The sequence below is a fragment of the Polymorphobacter fuscus genome, assembly GCF_011927825.1.
In the GTDB taxonomy this organism is placed as follows: domain Bacteria; phylum Pseudomonadota; class Alphaproteobacteria; order Sphingomonadales; family Sphingomonadaceae; genus Sandarakinorhabdus; species Sandarakinorhabdus fusca.
This window is the reverse complement of record NZ_JAATJI010000001.1, coordinates 1,951,936-1,970,726: the sequence shown is the minus strand read 5'-3', so window position 1 is coordinate 1,970,726 and position 18,791 is coordinate 1,951,936. Positions and strand designations below refer to the sequence as shown.

23 protein-coding genes are annotated in these 18,791 nt (G+C 67.2%); 18 read left to right on the top strand and 5 right to left on the bottom strand.

All coding sequences use genetic code 11. From position 1 onward, the window contains the following. The first annotated feature begins 58 nt into the window (after positions 1-58). From GGQ62_RS09295 to GGQ62_RS09230, 14 genes are all read left to right on the top strand, one after another. A complete protein-coding gene (locus tag GGQ62_RS09295) occupies positions 59-235 on the top strand; it encodes a hypothetical protein (protein WP_153401235.1) in 177 nt (58 codons plus the stop codon). A 103-nt stretch (positions 236-338) separates the two neighbouring features. Then, the gene (gene pspA, locus GGQ62_RS09290) at positions 339-1,013 is read left to right on the top strand and encodes a phage shock protein PspA (protein WP_152577576.1); all 675 of its coding nucleotides are present in this window, start codon (positions 339-341) and stop codon (positions 1,011-1,013) included. Positions 1,014-1,017: 4 nt separating this feature from the next. Beyond that, the gene (gene pspB / locus GGQ62_RS09285; protein WP_152577577.1) at positions 1,018-1,308 is read left to right on the top strand and encodes an envelope stress response membrane protein PspB; all 291 of its coding nucleotides are present in this window, start codon (positions 1,018-1,020) and stop codon (positions 1,306-1,308) included. 18 nt (positions 1,309-1,326) lie between these two features. Then, on the top strand, positions 1,327-1,524 hold the full coding sequence (locus tag GGQ62_RS09280; RefSeq protein WP_152577578.1) for a PspC domain-containing protein: 198 nt from the start codon (positions 1,327-1,329) through the stop codon (positions 1,522-1,524). A gap of 29 nt (positions 1,525-1,553) precedes the next feature. Then, on the top strand, positions 1,554-1,934 hold the full coding sequence (gene pspC / locus GGQ62_RS09275) for an envelope stress response membrane protein PspC (protein WP_152577579.1): 381 nt from the start codon (positions 1,554-1,556) through the stop codon (positions 1,932-1,934). A 22-nt stretch (positions 1,935-1,956) separates the two neighbouring features. Then, positions 1,957-2,208 carry a hypothetical protein gene (locus GGQ62_RS09270; RefSeq protein WP_152577580.1) on the top strand — a complete coding sequence of 84 codons (252 nt, stop codon included), beginning with the start codon at positions 1,957-1,959 and terminating at the stop codon, positions 2,206-2,208. Positions 2,209-2,232: 24 nt separating this feature from the next. Continuing rightward, complete coding sequence (locus GGQ62_RS09265) at positions 2,233-2,526, top strand: hypothetical protein (protein WP_152577581.1); 294 nt, start codon at positions 2,233-2,235, stop codon at positions 2,524-2,526. A 12-nt stretch (positions 2,527-2,538) separates the two neighbouring features. Further along, a complete protein-coding gene (locus GGQ62_RS09260; protein ID WP_243446094.1) occupies positions 2,539-2,802 on the top strand; it encodes a hypothetical protein in 264 nt (87 codons plus the stop codon). Positions 2,803-2,813: 11 nt separating this feature from the next. Then, positions 2,814-3,128, top strand: coding sequence for a hypothetical protein (locus GGQ62_RS09255; RefSeq protein ID WP_167649558.1), 315 nt, complete (start codon positions 2,814-2,816; stop codon positions 3,126-3,128). A 37-nt stretch (positions 3,129-3,165) separates the two neighbouring features. Next, positions 3,166-3,438, top strand: coding sequence for a hypothetical protein (locus tag GGQ62_RS09250; protein WP_152577583.1), 273 nt, complete (start codon positions 3,166-3,168; stop codon positions 3,436-3,438). A 21-nt stretch (positions 3,439-3,459) separates the two neighbouring features. After that, positions 3,460-3,699 (top strand): hypothetical protein, encoded by a 240-nt coding sequence (locus tag GGQ62_RS09245; RefSeq protein WP_152577584.1) that lies wholly within the window; start codon positions 3,460-3,462, stop codon positions 3,697-3,699. A 48-nt stretch (positions 3,700-3,747) separates the two neighbouring features. After that, positions 3,748-4,158, top strand: coding sequence for a SufE family protein (locus tag GGQ62_RS09240; RefSeq protein WP_152577585.1), 411 nt, complete (start codon positions 3,748-3,750; stop codon positions 4,156-4,158). Further along, positions 4,155-4,616 (top strand): PaaI family thioesterase, encoded by a 462-nt coding sequence (locus tag GGQ62_RS09235; protein WP_152577586.1) that lies wholly within the window; start codon positions 4,155-4,157, stop codon positions 4,614-4,616. Before GGQ62_RS09240 ends, GGQ62_RS09235 begins: the two co-directional genes overlap by 4 nt. Further along, complete coding sequence (locus tag GGQ62_RS09230) at positions 4,613-5,071, top strand: PaaI family thioesterase (RefSeq protein WP_243446095.1); 459 nt, start codon at positions 4,613-4,615, stop codon at positions 5,069-5,071. Before GGQ62_RS09235 ends, GGQ62_RS09230 begins: the two co-directional genes overlap by 4 nt. Positions 5,072-5,233: 162 nt before the next feature. Here GGQ62_RS09230 and GGQ62_RS09225 read toward each other — a convergent pair whose 3' ends face one another. The 3 genes from GGQ62_RS09225 to GGQ62_RS09215 all read right to left on the bottom strand — a co-directional run bounded on the left by GGQ62_RS09225 (position 5,234) and on the right by GGQ62_RS09215 (position 9,344). After that, complete coding sequence (locus GGQ62_RS09225; protein WP_152577587.1) at positions 5,234-6,307, bottom strand: glycerophosphodiester phosphodiesterase; 1,074 nt, start codon at positions 6,305-6,307, stop codon at positions 5,234-5,236. A gap of 71 nt (positions 6,308-6,378) precedes the next feature. After that, positions 6,379-7,575, bottom strand: a complete 1,197-nt coding sequence (locus GGQ62_RS09220) for a right-handed parallel beta-helix repeat-containing protein (protein WP_152577588.1) — start codon at positions 7,573-7,575, stop codon at positions 6,379-6,381. 155 nt (positions 7,576-7,730) lie between these two features. Further along, on the bottom strand, positions 7,731-9,344 hold the full coding sequence (locus GGQ62_RS09215; RefSeq protein WP_152577589.1) for a phytoene desaturase family protein: 1,614 nt from the start codon (positions 9,342-9,344) through the stop codon (positions 7,731-7,733). 333 nt (positions 9,345-9,677) lie between these two features. On the opposite strand from GGQ62_RS09215, the gene GGQ62_RS09210 reads away from it, so the two are divergent. Then, positions 9,678-12,284 carry a TonB-dependent receptor plug domain-containing protein gene (locus GGQ62_RS09210; protein WP_243446638.1) on the top strand — a complete coding sequence of 869 codons (2,607 nt, stop codon included), beginning with the start codon at positions 9,678-9,680 and terminating at the stop codon, positions 12,282-12,284. A 99-nt stretch (positions 12,285-12,383) separates the two neighbouring features. Beyond that, positions 12,384-12,878, top strand: coding sequence for a RidA family protein (locus tag GGQ62_RS09205; protein ID WP_152577591.1), 495 nt, complete (start codon positions 12,384-12,386; stop codon positions 12,876-12,878). Positions 12,879-12,929: 51 nt separating this feature from the next. Here the strand turns inward: GGQ62_RS09205 and GGQ62_RS09200 are convergent, their stop codons facing one another. Beyond that, positions 12,930-13,700 carry a tetratricopeptide repeat protein gene (locus GGQ62_RS09200; RefSeq protein ID WP_152577592.1) on the bottom strand — a complete coding sequence of 257 codons (771 nt, stop codon included), beginning with the start codon at positions 13,698-13,700 and terminating at the stop codon, positions 12,930-12,932. Then, positions 13,700-15,310 carry a lysine--tRNA ligase gene (locus GGQ62_RS09195; protein WP_152577593.1) on the bottom strand — a complete coding sequence of 537 codons (1,611 nt, stop codon included), beginning with the start codon at positions 15,308-15,310 and terminating at the stop codon, positions 13,700-13,702. The genes GGQ62_RS09200 and GGQ62_RS09195 overlap by 1 nt, the downstream gene beginning before the upstream one ends. Before the next feature lie 47 nt (positions 15,311-15,357). On the opposite strand from GGQ62_RS09195, the gene GGQ62_RS09190 reads away from it, so the two are divergent. Both GGQ62_RS09190 and GGQ62_RS09185 read left to right on the top strand, forming a co-directional pair. Beyond that, a complete protein-coding gene (locus GGQ62_RS09190; protein WP_152577755.1) occupies positions 15,358-18,180 on the top strand; it encodes an ATP-dependent DNA helicase in 2,823 nt (940 codons plus the stop codon). After that, positions 18,177-18,725, top strand: coding sequence for a SixA phosphatase family protein (locus tag GGQ62_RS09185; RefSeq protein WP_152577594.1), 549 nt, complete (start codon positions 18,177-18,179; stop codon positions 18,723-18,725). Before GGQ62_RS09190 ends, GGQ62_RS09185 begins: the two co-directional genes overlap by 4 nt. Positions 18,726-18,791: the final 66 nt, after the last annotated feature.

The following is an 18,791-nucleotide window of genomic DNA, read 5'->3' as shown; positions in this document are numbered from 1 at the left end:
CTGTTGGCATGGAGGCAGCGGCCATCGCCGCAGCGCCCCACCAGACAGGAGAACGACGATGAACAATCTTTTCAACCCCGCCGAAATCGCCCGCAACCTGACCGGCCTTGTCGCCGCGCTGGTGCTGGGCACCACCTTGATCGCCGCGGCCGCCGGCCCGGCCGTGGTCGGCAATCCCGCTGCAAACGCGGGCATGACGGCAGCCACGGAATCGAATATCGTCGCCCGTGCCTGATGCACTCGTGACGATGGCCGGAGGGGCCCGGTTGCAGGGCTATCCCCTCCCCCTCCCCGCTTCCCCTCCGGCCCCCTTTTCGAACTTTGTGGAGATCAAGATCATGGGCATTTTTTCGCGGACCCGCGATATCATCGCCGCCAACGTCACCGACCTTCTCGATCGCGCCGAAGATCCGGCGAAGATGATCCGCATGATCATCATGGAGATGGAGGAAACGCTGGTCGAGGTTCGCGCCGGCGCCGCCCGTACCATCGCCGACCAGAAGGAGATGCGCCGCGCCATCATCCGCGCCGAAGCCGCCCAGCTGAGCTGGGGCGAAAAGGCCGAGCTGGCGCTGAGCAAGGGCCGCGAAGATCTCGCCAAGGCAGCGCTGATCGAAAAGGGCAAGGCCAAGGCCTTTGTCGACCAGACGCGCGCCGAAGTCGGCGTGCTCGACGACAGCCTGGCGCTCAACGAGGCGGATATCGCCAAGCTGGAAGCCAAGCTGCGCGAAGCCCGCACCCGGCAGAACACCATCCTCAACCGCATCGAAAGCGCCGACCAGCGCTCGCGGATGCGCGAGATGATCAAGGGCCCGCGCGTCGACGAAGCCTTTGCCCGGTTCGAGGTGATGGAACGCCGCGCCGATCTCGCCGAAGGGCGCGCCGATGCGCTCGGCCTGGGTGGCCCGGGCCGCAGCCTGGCGGACGAATTTGCCGAACTGTCGGTCGATGACGATGTCAACGCCGAGCTGGCCGCCATGAAGGCGCGGTTGGCGCCGAAGTCGGAAGGCTGAGGCGATGGAAGACATTCTTGTCCCCATCGGCGTCGTCGGCATGCTGTTCATCGGCCTGCCGTGGCTGGTCCTCCACTATCTGACCAAGTGGAAGTCGGGCCGGGGCATTTCCCCGCAGGACGAGGTCCTCCTCGACGACCTGCACGAAATGGCCCGCCGGCTCGATGCCCGGCTCGACTCGGTGGAACGCATCATCGCCGCCGACAACCCCCATTGGAAGGACAGCAAGCTGTCCGACCTGTCGGGGGAACGCATGGAACGCTTCGAACGCGACGCGCGCCGCGAGCTGCGCTGAACCCTGAAAGGACCGATCATGACTTTCAACACCCCTTTCCGCCTCGACAAGGCCAACGCCCGGCTGATGGGCGTCTGCGCCGGCATCGCCAACTACACCGGCATCGAAACCGTCTGGATCCGCGTCGCCTTTGTCGCCGGCACCCTCTTCGGCTTCGGCAGCCTGGCGCTGGTCTACCTCATCATCGGGCTTGTCGCCGACAAGCAGCCGGCCTGATCGCCCTTCAAACCCCGAGGATACGCGTCATGTCCGTTCGCCGCACACGTTTCTATCTCGACAAGCGCAACAAGCGCTTCATGGGGGTCTGCTCAGGCATCGCCGATTACTTCGGCTGGGATGCCACCTGGGTGCGGGTTGCCGCGGTCGCGGCGACGGTGCTCGGGGTCGGCTTCCTGCCCTTCGTCTATCTCGCCGTCGGCTGGATCGCCGATCCCAAGCCGTCGATGCTGTACAATGACGATCCCGAGGAAGCCCGCTTCTGGAAGAATGTCCGGGTCGCGCCGCAGCGCACCGTTCGCGATGTCCACGCCTCCTTCCGCGAATCGGACCGCCGGCTGCGCGACATGGAGGCCTATGTGACCTCGTCGAACAGCCGCCTTGCCAACGAGATCGAAAAGCTGCGCTGAAGCGCCGCCGGGGGGACGCGCCATGTCGGGGACAATGGTTTTCATCATCATCATCGTGGCGATCGTCACGGTCGGGCGGATCGTCAAGGCCGGGCTCGAATCGGAACGCCGCAAGGGCGGCAAGGACGGGGACAACGAGGCCCTTGCCCGACTCGAACGCGAAAACGCCGCGTTGCGCCAGAAGCTGGAGCGCCTCGAAGGCCGCACCGCCGTCCTGGAACGCATCGCAACCGACGCCCCCGCGCGACTGACCGCGCAGATCGACGAGCTGTAACGCTCAGCAACAGGGATTTTCACCATGAGTTTCGGCGGACCTGCCTTTGTCCTCGCCATCATCGCGATGAGCTTCATCGCCTGGATCATCACCACCGCCATCCGCGCCAAGCACGGTTACCCGGTCAGCAATGAATGGGGCGGCGCGGTGAAGAAGGACGACGGCGAAATGAAGCGCCAGAACGATATTCTGGAGCGTGAGAACGAGATGCTGCGCGGCAAGGTCGGCCGGCTGGAGGAACGCATGGCGGTGCTCGAACGCATCGCCACCGACACCCCGGCGCGGCTGACCGCCGAAATCGACAAACTGCGCGATTGAGGAGCAACGACAATGTGGAACTACATGGTCCCCATCCTGGTGTTCATGATCCCGATCGTCGCGATCCTGTCGGGCGTCGCCAAGCGCTGGATGAAGCTGAAGGAAAAACAGCTCGAACTGGCAGCCCAGACCGCCGGCGAGCAGGCGGCGCAATATGCCGCCAAGATCGAGCGGCTGGAGGCGCATGTCGCGGTGCTCAACCGCATCGTCACCGACCGCAACGAGGGGCTGACGGCGCAGATCGAAGCGCTCGGCGACAGCCCCCGGCCGAACTGAAAGGAGACGTCATGGCCCTTGATCCCAACATCATCGGCGCCCTCGCGCCTGTCGCGGTGGTCGGCGTCATCGGCTGGGTGGTGACCACCTGGTTGCGCGTCAAGCACGGCTATCCGCTGGAAAACAGCTGGGGCAAGCCGATGTTGCCGGCAAAGAACAACGAGATGGTCGAGCGGATCAAGCTGCTCGCCCAGGAAAATGCCCAGCTGCGCGCCGAGGTCGGCAGCGTCAAGGACCGGCTGCAGGTGCTGGAACGCATCGCCACCGATCCGGGCAAGCGCCTGGCGTCCGAAATCGACGCGCTGTCGACCAAAGCCCTCAACTGACCCGATAACCCCGCAACCTTCTGCCGCGAGAGCCACGATGAACCCGTTTGAAATGGTCGTGCTGATCATCCTGATCGTCACCATCGGCCGCGTCGTTTCCGGGCGCATGAACAACCGCCGCGACCGGGAACGGCTGCGCGCCTTCGACCGCGGCGAAGGCACCGGCGACGGGGCTTCGGCAGCCGAGGAGGCGCGGCTGCGCAGCGAGGTGACCCGGCTCAACGAACGCATCCAGGTGCTCGAACGCCTGGCGACCGACCCGGGCAAGCGCCTGTCGGACGAGATCGAAGCGCTGAAGAACAGCAAGTGACAGTGGAAAAGGAGGACGGACATGCCACCGCTTGAATCGCTCCTGGTGCTCAGCACCGCCAGTCTTGCCGGCATCGGCCTTGTCGGCGGCTTTGCCGCCTGGGGCTGGGGCGGGTGGCTGCGGCTGCGCGCCCAGGAGATCGAACGCGACCGCACCGCCGGCGGCAACGACTTGCCGGCGATCGGCCAGCGCATCGACCTCGCCGACCTGAAGGAACGCATCCGCAAGCTGGAAGCGATTGCAGCCGGCGTCGATTTCTAGACGATTTGCAGCATTGACCCGCTGCCGCCAGCGCCGCAAACCGCGCGGATGACGATTGCCACTTTCGACGATGTCGAGGCCGAATTCGAAGCGCTCGATGACTGGGACGACCGCTATCGCCTGCTCATCGACCTCGGCCGCGCCCTGCCGCCGATGCCCGAGGCGCTGAAAACCGATGCCACCCGCGTCCGCGGTTGCGCGTCGCAGGTCTGGCTTCACACCCGCCATGACGGCGATGTGCTGCGCTTCGCCGCCGACAGCGACGCCGCCATCGTCAAGGGCCTCGTGGCGCTGGTGCTGATGCTGGCCGATGGCCGGCCGGCGGGCGCCATCGACGCCGCCGCGATCCGCGCGCGACTCGACGCGCTGGGGCTGGCGAAGCACCTGTCGTCGAACCGCACGCAAGGCCTGGCATCGATGGTAGCGCGCATCGGTGACCTGGCGCGCGAGGCCGCATGACCGAACGTCCGGTGCTGACTCCCGAGCAACGCCAGCAGCGCTTCGTCCAGCGCTTCCTGGGGGCGGTGCCGCACCTGGCGGCGCTCGGCATCGCCTATCGCACCCATGGGCCGGACTGGGCGGAACTGGAAATGCCCTTCGCCGACCAGCAGCTTGCCGACCCCGATTACGGCATCATCGCATCGGGGGCGATCTTCACCTTGATGGATTCGGCGGCCGGCTTTTCGGTGCACATGGCACTGGGGGAATTCCTGCCGATCGCCACCATCGACCTGCGCATCGATTATCTGCGCGGGCCGGCGCCGGGGGCGACCGTGGTCGGGCGCGGCAGCTGTTACCGGATGACGCGGCAGATCGCCTTTGTCCGCGGCTATGCCCATGATGGCGACCCCGACCGTCCGATCGCCAACATGGCCGGAACCTTCATCGTCACCCGCCCGCCGGTGGTGGCGGCATGACCAGCATGGCCCTCGCGCAGGCGCTGCGCAGCGACCGGCACGGCCGGCTCGACATGCTACCCTATGCGCGGTTGCTCGACCTGCGTTTCGAACAGGATGACGAGGAAGTGCGGCTGGTGATGCCGTTCAGCATCGGGCTGGTCGGATCGCCGGGGCGGTTGCACGGCGGTGCCATCGCCGGGCTGCTCGAAATCGCCGGGCTGGCGGCGGTGATTCTCGCGCAGCAAGGGGCGCAGCCCGATGCCGACCGGCTGCCGCGGCTGCGGCCGGTGACGGTGACCGCCGATTTCATGCGCGAAGGCACGCCGGTGGACACCATCGCTGCGGCCGAGGTGACGCGGCTGGGGCGGCGGATCATCAACGTCAGCAGCCGCGCCTGGCAGGTCGACCGTGGCCGGCCGATCGCGATGGCGAATATCAACTTCCTGGCGGATTGGCCGGACGCCGGGGCCTGATCCCTGTCCTACACGCGCCGCATCGGATACGGACAGGACTGTCCTCGGCATCGATCAGACTGATGGGGGCCGCCGTTCGTCACACACCCGCAATCGCTGTGACTTTCGAGACTTTCCGAAGATTTGTTAACCTTTTCCGGGCGTCCGGACGATGGCGAGGGCTCAGCGGACCGGCGCCATCGCGGCCATTGCCGCGGCCGGCGAATCGCTGAAGACGCCATCGACGCCGGCTTCCAGCCACAGCCGGATCTCGCCGGGGGCATCGCCGCGAGCGCGGGGGTCGCTGCCGCTGCGGAACGGCCGGGCGAGGAAATAGTTTTCGGGGCGGAAGGTCCAGGGGTGGACCTGCAGGCCGGCGGCATGGGCGTCGGCGACGACGGCGGTCGGCTTGCCGAGCACGCCGTCGGCATCGCGCGGGATGATGCGGTCGCGCGCCGGGCCGATGCCATTGGCATAGGCGGCGATCGCCTTCAACCCGGCGGGGGTCAGCATGGCGTCATAGGATTGCCCGTCGGCGGAGGTGCCGCTGTCGATGAGCTGGACCAGCCGGACCTTGGTGAGCGGCCGCAGCGCCTTCAGGTTGCCGACTTCGAACGACTGGATGAACACCGGGCTGTCGGCCTGGGTCCAGCCGGCCCTGGCCAACGCCGCCAGCAGCACGGGTTCGAGCGGCAGCTCGATCCCGCGAAAATAGCTCGGATGCTTGGTTTCGGGGTAGATGCCGATGGTGCGGCGGGTGCGCGCGCTGGCGGATTTGGCGAGCGCGATGATCTCGTCGAGCGTCGGGATACTCTCCTTGCCGTCAAAGGCGGTGTTGGCGGTGCGCAGCTGCGGCAGGCGTTCGCGGGCCCGCAGTGTCTTCAGTTCGGCAAGGGTGAAGTCTTCGGTGAACCAGCCGGTCATCGCGGTGCCGTCGATGGTCTTCGTCGTCTTGCGGCTGGCGAATTCGGGGTGGTCGGCGACGTCGGTCGTTTCCGAAATCTGGTTCTCGTGGCGGGCGACGAGTTGATGGTCCTTGGTCGACACCAGGTCCGGCTCGATGAAGTCGGCGCCCTGTTCGATGGCGAGGGCATAGGCGGCCAGCGTGTGTTCGGGGCGGTCGGCACTGGCGCCGCGATGGGCAATGATGATCGGCGGCGCCGGCGGTGCCAGCGGGCGCACCGGCGGCAACGGGGCGCCCGGGGCGGCGGTGCTGGCAACCATGGCAAGAACTCCGGCAAGCACGAGACGGCGCATCTGGGCATCCTGATGGCCCTGATGGCCGCCGCCGTGGTAGCCGGAGTTTGTGACAGGCGCGAGCCGCCAGATCAGGCGAAGACGTTGAAATTCTGGTCGTAGGTCGGCAGCCATGCGGCGGCCTGGGCAGCGGCCGTGCCCGACAGTGCGCCGATTTCGGCAACGGCGCGGAACCCGGCGCCCGACTGGGCGGCCGCCGAGGTGCCGATGACATCGAGGTCACTGAAATCCAGATCGCCATTGTTCGCCGGCGCGAACAGGTCGGCGACGGCCACGCCCTTCTTGAACTGGGAATCCCAGACGTCGATGTTGTTGGAAAACACCATGTCGCTGTTCTTGAGGGTGCGGTGTTCCAGCATCAGCGTCGAGACATTGTTTTCGATCAGCCCGCCGCGGATGTCGTTGAGGTTGATGGCCGGCACCAGCCCCTTGTGGTCGCCCATCAGCACGGTGTTGTCGCGAACGATGACGTCGTCGGCATTGGCGACGGTGATGGCATGGCGATAGGCGCCTTCATAATAGTTGTTCTCCACAAGGATATTCTCGTGGCGTTCCCCGCGCCCCACCGCCTGGCTGCTGATGAAGAAGCCGCCGACCGGGCCATCGCCCGGCAACAGCACATTGTCGCGAAAGATCAGGTCGGAACTGGCAACGGCGGTGCCGCCGCTGTGGACCTGGAACATGTCCGGGTGGGCGCCGGCGGCGTAATTGGCCTGCCAGTCGGCCATGTAATTCTGGGCAAAGACCCCCTTGGTCATCGAACTGATGCTCAACCCTTCCTGGACCTCGGTGACGCTGTTGCCGGCAAACAGGAAATTGTCGCCGCGCACGATCAGCGCGGTGCGAAGCTGGGTGAAGGTCGAATTGAGGATGGAGATATGGCTGCCCGTCGAAATCGACATGCCATGGCCATCGTCGAGCGCCGATCCGTTCATCGATCCGCTGATGTCCATCCCGATGAAGGTGACATTCTTGCCGCCATTCACCTGCACGGCGGCGCCGTTGCTGCTTTCGCCGGGGTTCAGCGGGCGGTGGACGTCGAAATCCTGCAGCGTGACGTTGTTCGACCGCGTCATCCGCAAGGTGCGGAACACGGCGTCATTGTCCGGATCGGCCGACTTGATGGTAATATTGCCTGCCGGGTTGAGGTTGGACAGGTTGACGTCGCCATAATTGCCCGGGGCAAGAAGGATGGTGTCGCCCGCCTTGGCCACCTTGGCGGCGGCGGACAACTGGGCGGCGGTGGCGACGGTGACGGTCTTCGACATGGGGACACTCCTCGACTGGTTACGCAACACGACGTGTGGACACGGGCTGAAGGGAATCGAAGCGTGCGTGCCGACAGCAGCAGCAACGGCGTCGCGGCGCCGGGCTTGCCGCGGCTTCGTGGTAAATCGCGGTTGAGGTTAACCCGCGAAAACCGTCAGCGCCGACGCCACCAGCGGCGTGCCAGGGCGCGGTCGCGGAGCATTTCCCGCGCGGCATTGTGGCCGGGGGCGCCGGTGACGCCGCCGCCGGGGTGGCTGCCCGACCCGCACATGTATAGGCCGGCGATCGGCGCGCGATAATCGCCGGCGCCGAGCACCGGCCGCGCCGCCCAGAGCTGGTCGAGGCTCATGCGGCCGTGGAAGATGTCGCCGCCGACAAGGCCGAACTTGCGTTCGAGGTCGAGCGGCGCGTGGATCTGCCGGGCGATGATCGCGTTGCGGAAATTGGGGGCATGGGCGGTGACGGTGTCGATGATGTGATCGGCAGCGGCCTCGCGCACATCGTCCCACGACCGGCCGCCGGGCAGCGTCGGGGCGAAATGCTGGCAGAACAGGCTCGCGACATGGGCGCCGGGCGGCGCCAGGCTGTCGTCGACGGTGGACGGGATGGTCATCTCCACGACCGGCTGCGCCGACCAGCCGTCGCGCCGGGCATCGGTGAAGGCGCGGTCCATATAATCGAGGCTGGGGGAGATGACGATGCCGGCGCCATGATGTTCGGCCTGGGCGGTGCCGGGCAGCACGGCGAAATCGGGCAGTTCCGACAGCGCAACGTTCATGCGGAAACTGCCCGACCCGGTGCGGTAGGTCGCCATGCGGCGGCGAAAATCGTCGGGCAGGTCGGCCGCGTCGACCAGCTGGCGGAACAGCAGCGCCGGGCCGACATTGGCGGCGACCGTGCCGGCCGCGATCTCCAGTCCCGATGCCAGCCGCACGCCGGTGACCCGGCCGCCGCCGACGAGCAGCTTTTCGACCGGCGATTCGAGGCTGATCTCCACGCCGGCCGCGGTGCACGCCGCCGCCATCGCCTGGGTGATGGTGCCCATGCCGCCGACGCTGTGGCCCCATTGGCCCTTCTTGCCGTTGACCTCCCCGAAGACGTGATGGAGCAGCACATAGGCGCTGCCCGGGGTGTCGGGGCTGGCGTAATTGCCGACGATCGAATCGAACCCGAAGGCGGCCTTGACCGCATCCGATTCGAACCAGCCGTCGAGGACATCGCGCGCCGACCGGGTGAACAGCGCCAGCGCGTCGCGCTGTGTCGCCAGGTCGAGCCGCAGCAGCGGGCGCCCCTGCGCGGCGGCAGTGACCAACGCCCGCAGACCCACGCCGGCGTTGGGCGGTGTGCGCAGGCTGAGATCGCGGAGCAGCGCGGCGACGCGCTCCAGCGCCGCCTCATAGGCGGGCAGCGCCGCGGCGTCGCGGGGCGAAAAGCGCGCGAACTCGGCCTGGGTGCGCGCCGTGCCGCCGCCGAGCTTGAGATAGTCGTTCGCCAGCGGGAGGAAATTCGCCACCGGACGTTCGATGACGCGAAAGCCATGGTCGCCCAGCCGCATGTCGGCGATGATTTTCGGGCGCAGCAGGCTGACGGTGTAGCTTGCCGTCGAGTTGCGGAACCCCGGCGCGAATTCTTCGGTCACGCAGGCGCCGCCGACGACCGTGCGCGATTCCAGGATGCGGACCTTCAGCCCGGCGCGGGCCAGATAAAAGGCGCAGACCAGCCCGTTGTGGCCGCCGCCGATGATGACCGCGTCATAGGATTTCGTCATGAACCCCGCCCGGTTGCGAGGATGGCCGGGGTGTCGACGGGGGTCAAGATTGCCGACCGCACCGGAGTGCGTGGCAAATATGTTACAATCGACTCGCGATTTGAAAGTGGGTTTGTGTAACATCTTGCCAATCGGCAAGGCTCTCACGCACTCTTGTTGCCTGAACACCGGGGTGTGGGTGTGATGCGGGGCGGTTGCAACGAACGCACAAATCTGCGGCGGGGCGAGCGTTCCGGGTGGCGGGGACTTCGATCGGAGAGTTCGAAGCCGCGCCTTTGCGATGGGGAGGTCCGACGATTCATTTCGAAAGGGCCAGACGTGATATCGACCAGAGTGAAGTTCGACCGAATTGCTGCAGTATCGCTGTCGGCGCTGGCAATCGCCAGCCTGGGCGATGCCGCGTCCGCACAGACAACGTCGGCGACGGCGGCGGCCGATGAACGCGCCGGGGGCGACGCGATCATCGTCACCGGCACTCGCCGGACCGACCGGACCGTGACCGAATCGGCGGTGCCCGTCGATGTCTTCACGACCCAGGATCTGGCGACTCAGCCCAGCCCGAGCTTGCAGACGATCCTGAAGAACCTGGTTCCGTCGTTCAACCAGCAACGCAATGCCGGTGCGGACGGGTCGGCTTTCGTCCGCCCCCCGACGCTGCGCGGCCTTCCGCCTGACCAGATCCTCGTTCTCATCAACGGGAAGCGCATGCACCGGTCCGCGCTGGTGCAGGTTGCCGGTGACTCGCTGTCGGCGGGTTCGCAAGGTGCCGATCTTTCGCAGATCCCTTCGGTTTCGCTTGGCCGCATCGAAGTGCTGCGCGACGGTGCCGCGGCCCAATATGGGTCGGACGCCATCGCCGGCGTCATCAACCTCGGGCTGCGCACGAACGATTCGGGCTATGAACTCAATGCGCGCTACGGCCAGACCTACCGCGGCGACGGCAAGGACATCCAGGTGTCCGGAAATGCCGGTTTCAAGCTTGGCGAAGGGTTCATCAATATCTCGGGTGAATTCGTCGACCAGGGGCTGTTCGACCGCGCTGTCGATCGCCCCGACTCGGCGGCGCTGCGCGCTTTGGGCGTCGATGTCCCGAGCCCGCCGACGCGCTATGGTCAGCCGGAAAGCACGACCTACCGCTTTGTCATCAATTCGGCGGTGCCGGTCGGTGACAAGGATGAAGTCTATTTCTTCGGCAATTATGGCTATGCCGACCAGGAGGTCGACTTCAACTATCGTCGTCCGATTGCGGTTACGGTGCCGGGTGCATCGCCGGCGCCGGGGCAGCCTTTCGCGCCGTCTCAGACCTTTGGGCGATCGCACTCGACCATCTATCTCGACACGATCCCAGGGTTGTTCAACGCACAGGGCCGGCCGGTGTACAGCGCCACCGGTGCAACGTTCGAACGCAGCAGCCTGTATCCCGAAGGCTATGTGCCGCTGTTCCTCAGCACCAACGAGGACGTGGCAGGGGTTATTGGCTATCGTGGCGAAACCGAAAGCGGCATCCGCTTCGACGTCAGCGCCGCGTCGGGGCGCAACCGCATCCGCTACAACATGACCAGCACGCTCAACCCGTCCCTGGGCCCGACGTCGCCGACCGAATTTTACCTCGGCACGCTCGAACAGCGCGAAACCAACCTCAATCTCGATGTCAGCAAGCCGGTCGAGGTCGGCTTCGCCAGCCCGCTCAACATCGCGGCTGGCCTTGAATTCCGCCGTGAATCCTATGTCGTCGGATTGGGCGATGAAGCGTCGTGGACGGCAGGCCCCTATGCCGTGCAGACGGTGCAGCGCGCTGACGGAACGCGCTTCCAGACCACTGCGGGGATCGGCGCCGATGGCTTCCCGGGCTATGGGCCGTCGTCGGTTACCGATACGTCGCGCAACAGCTATTCGGCCTATCTCGACCTGGAAGCCGATATTGTCGAAAGCTTCACGCTGGGTGTCGCAGCGCGTTACGACAATTTCAGCGATTTCGGCGGGACCTTTAACGGTAAGGTCAGCGCGCGCTGGGCGGTCAACGATGCGTTCGCGCTGCGCGGGGCCGGCAGCACCGGGTTCCGGGCTCCGACCCCGGGCCAGGCGGCGACGGCCAATGTGCAAACCGGTTTCCCCAACAACAGCCCGGTGCCGGTCGCAACGGCGACGGTGACTCCGGGGAGCACGACGGCGCTTTATTTCGGGTCGGAACCGCTGAAACCCGAAAAGTCGGTCAGCTTCTCGGGCGGTGTGGTGGTCACGCCGGGTGGTGGCTTCAACCTGACCGTCGACTATTACAACATCACCGTGCGCGACCGCATCTCGATCACCTCGCCGTTCGTGGTGACGGCAGGGGATCAGGCGGCGCTGTTCGCACAAGGCGTGTCCAATGCGTTCGATCTGGGGCAGGTGACCTACTACACCAACGGCTTCAAGACGCGGACACAAGGTGTCGATGCCGTGGCGTCGCATCGTGCCAGCACCGATTTCGGGACCTTCAACACGTCGCTGGCGATCAACTACAACCAAACCCGCGTGATCGAACGGACGCGACCCGAAGCGATCAACCTGCAGCGGGCCGCGAACATTGAAGGGCTAACGCCCAAGTTCCGCGGCGTCCTGGCCGAAACCTGGAACCTCGGCATGTTCGATGCCACGGGCCGGGTGAATTATTTCGGGACAATCACCTCGTACAACAGCAACGACGTGTCGGCGACGGCCTTCACCACCCAGAAATTCGGTGCGGACGTCAGCTTCGACCTGGAAGTGGGCATCACCTTTGCCGAGCGGTTCCGCGTCGCGGCAGGGGGCGAAAACCTGTTCAATCGCTACCCTGACCGAGACCTGCGCAACATCTATGCGCAGACCGGGGCCAGTGCTGCGGGCCGGCTGTACAATGATGCATCACCGCTCAGCTACATGGGTGGCTTCTGGTATGTTCGCGGCCAGGTGAAGTTTTGAAGACGCTCGTTTTGATTACGGCCCGGTAATCCGGGTTGCGGATGCGGGCGGCAGGGCTATCCTGTCGCCCGCACTGCTTTTTGCTGAGGGGACAATTGCATGAAGACCTTGATTGCCGTTCTGGGCCTTGCCACCGCGGCGCTGGCAGCGTCGGCAAATGCGCAGGCGGTCAACCGCATTACCAACCCGCCACCGGCGATCATCCTGTCGGGCGCCATCGTTCCGCCCGGTGCCGAGATCTTCCATCTTTCGGGGCAGCTGGCTTCCCCGATCGACCCGTCCAAGCCGGTCACCGGGCCCGAGAGCTTTGGCGACACCAAGACGCAGACGATCAGCATCTTCAACAAGATCAAGGCGATCCTGGAGAAGCAGGGCTACAAGATGTCCGACGTCTTCAAGCTGACGGTGTTCGTCGCCGCGGCGCCGAACATGGGCGGCAAGATGGACTTCACCGGCTTCAACGACGGCTACAAGCAGTTCTTCGGCACCGCCGAAAACCCCAATCTGGTGGCACGCTCGACAGTGCAGGTCGCGGGCCTTGCCGGGCCGAATTTCCTCATCGAGATCGAGGCGACGGCAGCCAAGGTCAAATAAGCGCGGCGCCGGGGCCGATGGCCCCGGGCCCGTCTGTCAGGCCCCCGTCTGTCAGGCCAGCGTGCCGAAGGCCTGGAGCCGCCTCGCCAGTGCCTGGGCGGCCTTGACGTTGCCCGCCTTCAGCGCGGCGGCGAGTTGAACGCCCTGGGCGCGCAGCAACGCTTCGAACCCGTCGCGCGCCGGCAGCGCGCCGATGCCGCCGAGCACGGTCGCGGCGCGCGCGGCGTTGCCGGCATTGAGATCGAGCAACGTCATCGCATAGATGGTGCGCAGCGACGGGTTGTCGGGATCGAGCTTCAACGCCTGGCCGAAATTGCGATCGACTTCGGCCGATTTGGCGCCGAGCACGGTGCTCGCCATGAAATTGCCCAGCGTCGCGATGGCGCCACCATGCCAGCCGCCGATCGCCGACCAGGCCAGGCTGTTGTCGGGATGGGCGTCGCGAAGGGTTTCGAACCGCTTGCGCGCATCCTTGGCAAGGCCGGGGGCCTTGGTCAGCTTGGCGCGATAGCCGATGGCGACGGCCTTTTGCATCTGCGCGGCGATATCGCCGGGATTCTTGGCCAGCGCCGCGTCGAAATCGGCTTCGGCGCGCTGGACCAATGCCAGCGCCTGCGCCTTGTCGCGCGTGTCATAGGCCGCGATCGCAAGCTGGGCACGCCCGGCCAGGGTCAGGCTCGCCGGCGTGGCCTCGGCACGGCCTTGGCTGATCGCCGCCGGCCATTTGCCGTCACGAAAGGCGCCACTGGCATCGGCCAGTGCCGGGCCGGCCAGTGCCAGAGACGCCAGGCCGGTGAGCAGCAGCGCGAAACGTGATGTCATCAACCATCCTTTGCGAGCGCGGTCCGAATCAGCGCCCGGGTCTGCTCAAGCCCGTAAAGCGCAATGAAGCTTCCCATACGCGGTCCCTGTGAACTGCCGATGAGCGTTTCGTAGAGCGCCTTGAACCAGTCGCGCAGATTGTCGAAGCCGGCGGCCTTGCCGGCTTCATAGACTTCGAACTGATAGGCCTCCGCATCGGCGCCGGGACCGACGGCCGCGAGGCGGGCGTCGAGATCGGCCAGCGCTGCGGCCTCGCGCGCGTCCGGGGCGCGGCGCTGCAGGCCGGGGACGACGAAATCCCGGGCATAGCGCGCGGCATGGTGGACGAGGCGGTCGAGCTCGGCATGGGTTTCGGGGCTGGTGCCGGGCGCCTGGCGGGCGACATAGGCCCACAGCTTTGCGGGGTCGTCGGTCGCCGCCACCGAAGCGAGGTTGAGCAGCAGCGAAAAGCTGATCGGCAGGTCGGTCGCCGGCGGCGTGCCTTCGTGGATGTGATGGACCGGGTTGCCAAGCTGCTGTTCGACCGGCTGGTCGGGGTATTTGCCCAGGAAATCGGCATATTCGTCGATGGCGCGCGGGATGACGTCGAAGTGCAGCCGCTTCGCCTTGCGCGGATTCTGGAACATGTAGAGCGCGAGGCTTTCAGGCGGGCCATAGTCGAGCCATTGTTCGATGGTCAGGCCGTTGCCCTTCGACTTGGAGATCTTCTGGCCTTCGGCATCGAGGAAGAGTTCGTAATTGAACCCCGCCGGCGGTTCGGCGCCGAGCACGCGCGCGACGCGGCCCGACAGCAGCACAGAATCGATCAGGTCCTTGCCGGCCATTTCATAGTCGACGCCCAGCGCGACCCAGCGCATCGCCCAATCGACCTTCCACTGCAGCTTGCAGGCGCCGCCGGTGACCGGAACGGTAACGGTCTCGCCGGTTTCGGGGCGCTGGTAGGAAATGGTGCCGGCGGCGACATCGCGGTCGACGATCGGCACCTGCAGGACGATGCCGGTGACCGGGTCGATCGGCAGGAAGGGCGAATAGGTGGCGCGGCGATCGGGGCCGAGCGTGGGCAGGATGACGTTGATGACGGCGTCATAATGTTCGAGGATGCGGCGCAGCACGGCGTCGAACCGGCCCGCCTGGTAGCAGGCGGTGGAGGACAGGAATTCATAGTCGAAGCCGAAGCCATCGAGGAAGGCCTGCAGCCGGGCGTTGTTGTGGGCGCCGAAACTGGAGTGGGTGCCGAACGGGTCGGGCACCTGGGTCAGCGGCTTGCCGAGGTTGGCGCGCAGCAGTTCGGGGTTCGGGATGCCGTCGGGGACCTTGCGCAGCCCGTCCATGTCGTCCGAAAAGGCGATCAGCCGGGTCTTGACGCCCGGCGCCATGGTTTCGAAGGCACGGCGAACCATCGTGGTGCGCACGACTTCACCGAACGTGCCGATGTGCGGCAGGCCGGACGGACCATAGCCGGTTTCGAAGAGCACGCCGGAATCGGGAAAGCCGGTCGGGTAGCGCGCGATGACCTTGCGCGCCTCTTCATAAGGCCAGGCCTTGTTATCCTGCGCAGCGGCGCGGAGGCTATCCAGCGCAGCAGCGCGAAGTTGGGTGGCGTTGCTCATCTGTTCCGTCTATTCCTGTGTCCCTGTTCTCTGGCGGCGATAGCGGCATCGTGCAACCCTCCTCCCATCCGGCGTTGACGGCCACCCACGCCGGTGTCTGGATCGCGCTGCCCGGCGCGCCGGCGGAAGCGGTGTCGCGCGGCGAGGCGATCCGGCGCGTCGCCGATGCCCCGCACCTGCTGCTCAACGCACCCGTCATCGCCAGCCGGCTGGGTCTGGGGGAAATTGCCGGGCTCGACCTGCTCGAACTGTTCGCCTTCGTCCATCCGGCGCGGTTCACGGTGCCGACGCCGGGCGGACTGGCGGCGGCGCTGGGGATCGACCCGCCGCTGCGCGACAGCGATGCGGGGTTCCTCCACCGCGCCGCGACGGCGCTGCTCGATACCGCCGACGATCCGGCGTGGCCGGCACGGCATGGCGCCTGGGGAATCTTGCAGGCGCTGGGCCGGCAGCGCTGGCCCTGGGCGGCGTTGCTGGCGCGGCGCCTGCGCCAGCCGGTGCCGCCGGAACGGTCGCTGTTCACCGCCCTGCCGAAATGGGAGGAAGCCGCTGCCCGCCCGGCGCCGCGTCCGGTGACACTGTCGGCCGGCGCCGTCGATGCCCGGCTCGACGCGATGCTGGGGGCGGGCGCCGAGCGCCGCGCCGGGCAGCGCGCCTATGCCGAGGCGGTGACGGCGGCGTTCCAGCCGCGCCGCATCGCCGGGGCGCCGAACATGGTGCTGGCCGAAGCCGGGACCGGCATCGGCAAGACCCTGGGCTATCTGGCGCCCGCCAATGGCTGGGCGATGGCCGCCGATGGCGCGGTGTGGTTGTCCACCTTCACCAAGGCGTTGCAGCGCCAGCTCGACCAGGAATCGGTGCGCGCCTATCCCGACGCAGCGGAAAAGCGCCACAAGGTCGTGGTGCGCAAGGGGCGGGAAAATTACCTCTGCCTGCTCAACCTGGAAGATGCGGTGCAGGGCGGGTTCGCCAACCGGGCGCAGGTGTTCGCGCAACTGGCCGCGCGCTGGGCGGAATATAGCCGCGATGGCGACATGGTCGGCGGCGACCTGCCGGGCTGGCTGCCGGCGCTGTTCGGGCGGTCGAGTTTTTCCGGGCTGACCGACCGGCGCGGCGAATGTATCCACGCCGGCTGCCCGCATTACCGCATCTGCTACATCGAACGCGCGACACGGGCGTCGGCGGCGGCGGACCTCGTCATCGCCAACCACGCGCTGGTCATGGTCAACGCGGTGCGTGGGCGCGCCGAGGGCATGGCGATGACGCGGCTGGTGTTCGACGAGGGGCATCATCTGTTCGACGCTGCCGACGCGACCTTTGCCGTCGAATTGACCGGGCGCGAGGCGGTGGAACTGCGCCAGTGGCTGCTGGGGCCGGAACGGACCAACCGCGAGGGCGGGCGCTCGGCGGGGCGGCGGCGGGGGCTGGCGGCGCGGCTGGCGGAACTTGCCGGCTATGATGATGAAGGCGCGGCGGCGATCGACAAGGTGGTCGCCGCGGCGCGCGTGCTGCCGGGCGAAGGCTGGTTGGGGCGCATCCTGTCGGCGACGCCGGATGGGGCGATCGAAACGCTGCTTGCCGCAGTGCGGGCGCAGGTGCTGGCACGGTCGGACGGCAAGGCCGCCGATGCCGGCTATGGGCTGGAAACGGAGATTGCGGCGGTGCTGCCCGCGGTGATCGACGCGGCGGCAGCGGCGTCGACCGAACTGGCGCGGCTGGCAACGCCGATGGCGGTGCTCGAATCGCGGTTGCAGGCGATGCTCGACGACCCGCCCGACTGGCTCGATGGCGGCGGCCGGGCGCGGGTGGAGGGTGCCGCCGCCGGGTTGCGGCTGCGCGCGGCGCTGCTGGCGGCGTGGCTGGGCCTGCTGGCGCGGCTGGGCGGGGCGGCGGACCCCGACTTTGTCGACTGGTTCGCCGTGGCGCGGATCGATGGGCGCGAACTCGACATCGGCATCCACCGCCACTGGCTCGACCCGATGCGGCCCTTCGCCAAGGCGGTGCTGGAACCGGCGCATGGCGTTCTCGTCACTTCGGCGACGCTGCGGACACCGGTGGTGGCAGAAGGCGACGACGGCTGGGCCGGGGCGGAAGCGCGGACCGGGGCGCGCCAGCTGGCGTTGCCGGCGACGCATTTCGCCGTTGCCAGTCCGTTCGATTACACCCGCAATGCCCGCGTGCTCATCGTTACCGACGTCCGGCGCGGCGACATGTCGGGCCTGGCCCATGCCTATCGCAGCCTGATCGAAGCGGCAGAGGGGGGCACCTTGGGGTTGTTCACGGCGATTTCGCGGCTGCGCGCAGTCCATGCCCGCATCGCCGATCCGTTGGCGCGGGCGGGGCTGCCGCTTTACGCCCAGCATGTCGATCCGATCGAGACCGGAACGCTGGTCGACATCTTCCGTGCCGAACCGCGCGCCTCGCTGCTCGGCACCGACGCCCTTCGTGACGGAGTCGATGTGCCGGGGGCTTCGCTGCGGCTGGTGGTGATGGAGGGTGTGCCCTGGCCGCGGCCGACGGTGCTGCACGCGGCGCGGCGCGCCATGAACGGCGGCACCGCCCATGACGATGCCGTGGCGATGGGACGGTTGGCACAGGCCTTCGGGCGGCTGATCCGCCGCGCCGATGACCGCGGCTGCTTTGTGCTGATCGGGCCGGCGGTTCCCTCGCGGCTGCTCGGCGCCTTCCCGCCGGGCACGCCGGTGGACCGGGTCGGGCTCGAGGATGCGGTGGCGGCGGTTGCTGCCGCCCATCGTCGCCTCCCACTCGCACACGAAAGCCGGCCGCCCGACGCCGGCGCGGGGGACTTGCCGCCGGAGGGCGGGGCAGGGCATGGTCGCGCGATGACCGGTCCTGAGGAGCGCGGGTGAAGACGCTGACGTTATTGCGGCATGCCAAATCCGGCTATGACGACCCGTTGCTGCGCGATTTCGACCGGCCGCTCAACGATCGCGGCCGCCGCGCTGCCGCCACCATCGGCGGCTGGCTGCGGCGGTCGCTGGCGGCTGGAACGATCGCCGATTTCGACCATGTCGCGGCATCGCCGGCGGTGCGCTGCCGCCAGACCATCGAGGGTGTCGAATCCGGCATGAAGGCGCGGCTGGCGCCGCTGTACGAGACACGCATCTATCTGGCGTCGTCGGCGACGCTGGTGGAACTCGTCGCCGGTTTTGCCGATCATCACCACCACGCGCTGCTCGTCGGGCACAATCCGGGGCTGGAGGACCTGCTGCTCGAACTGGTGCCGCCGGGCAGCGACCTGCGCGGCGAGGCGGAGACGAAATATCCGACTGCGACGCTGGCGCGGCTCGAAATCGCCATCGATCGCTGGGCACAGGTCGATGGCGGACGCGCGGTGCTGACCCATTTCATCAGGCCGCGCGATCTCGACCCGTCGCTCGGGCCGGACGATTGAACGGGTCGGCGGGGAACGGCACCGCCGCCGCGCTGGCCGTCCTGTCGGCGCCCGGCACGCGCGCGC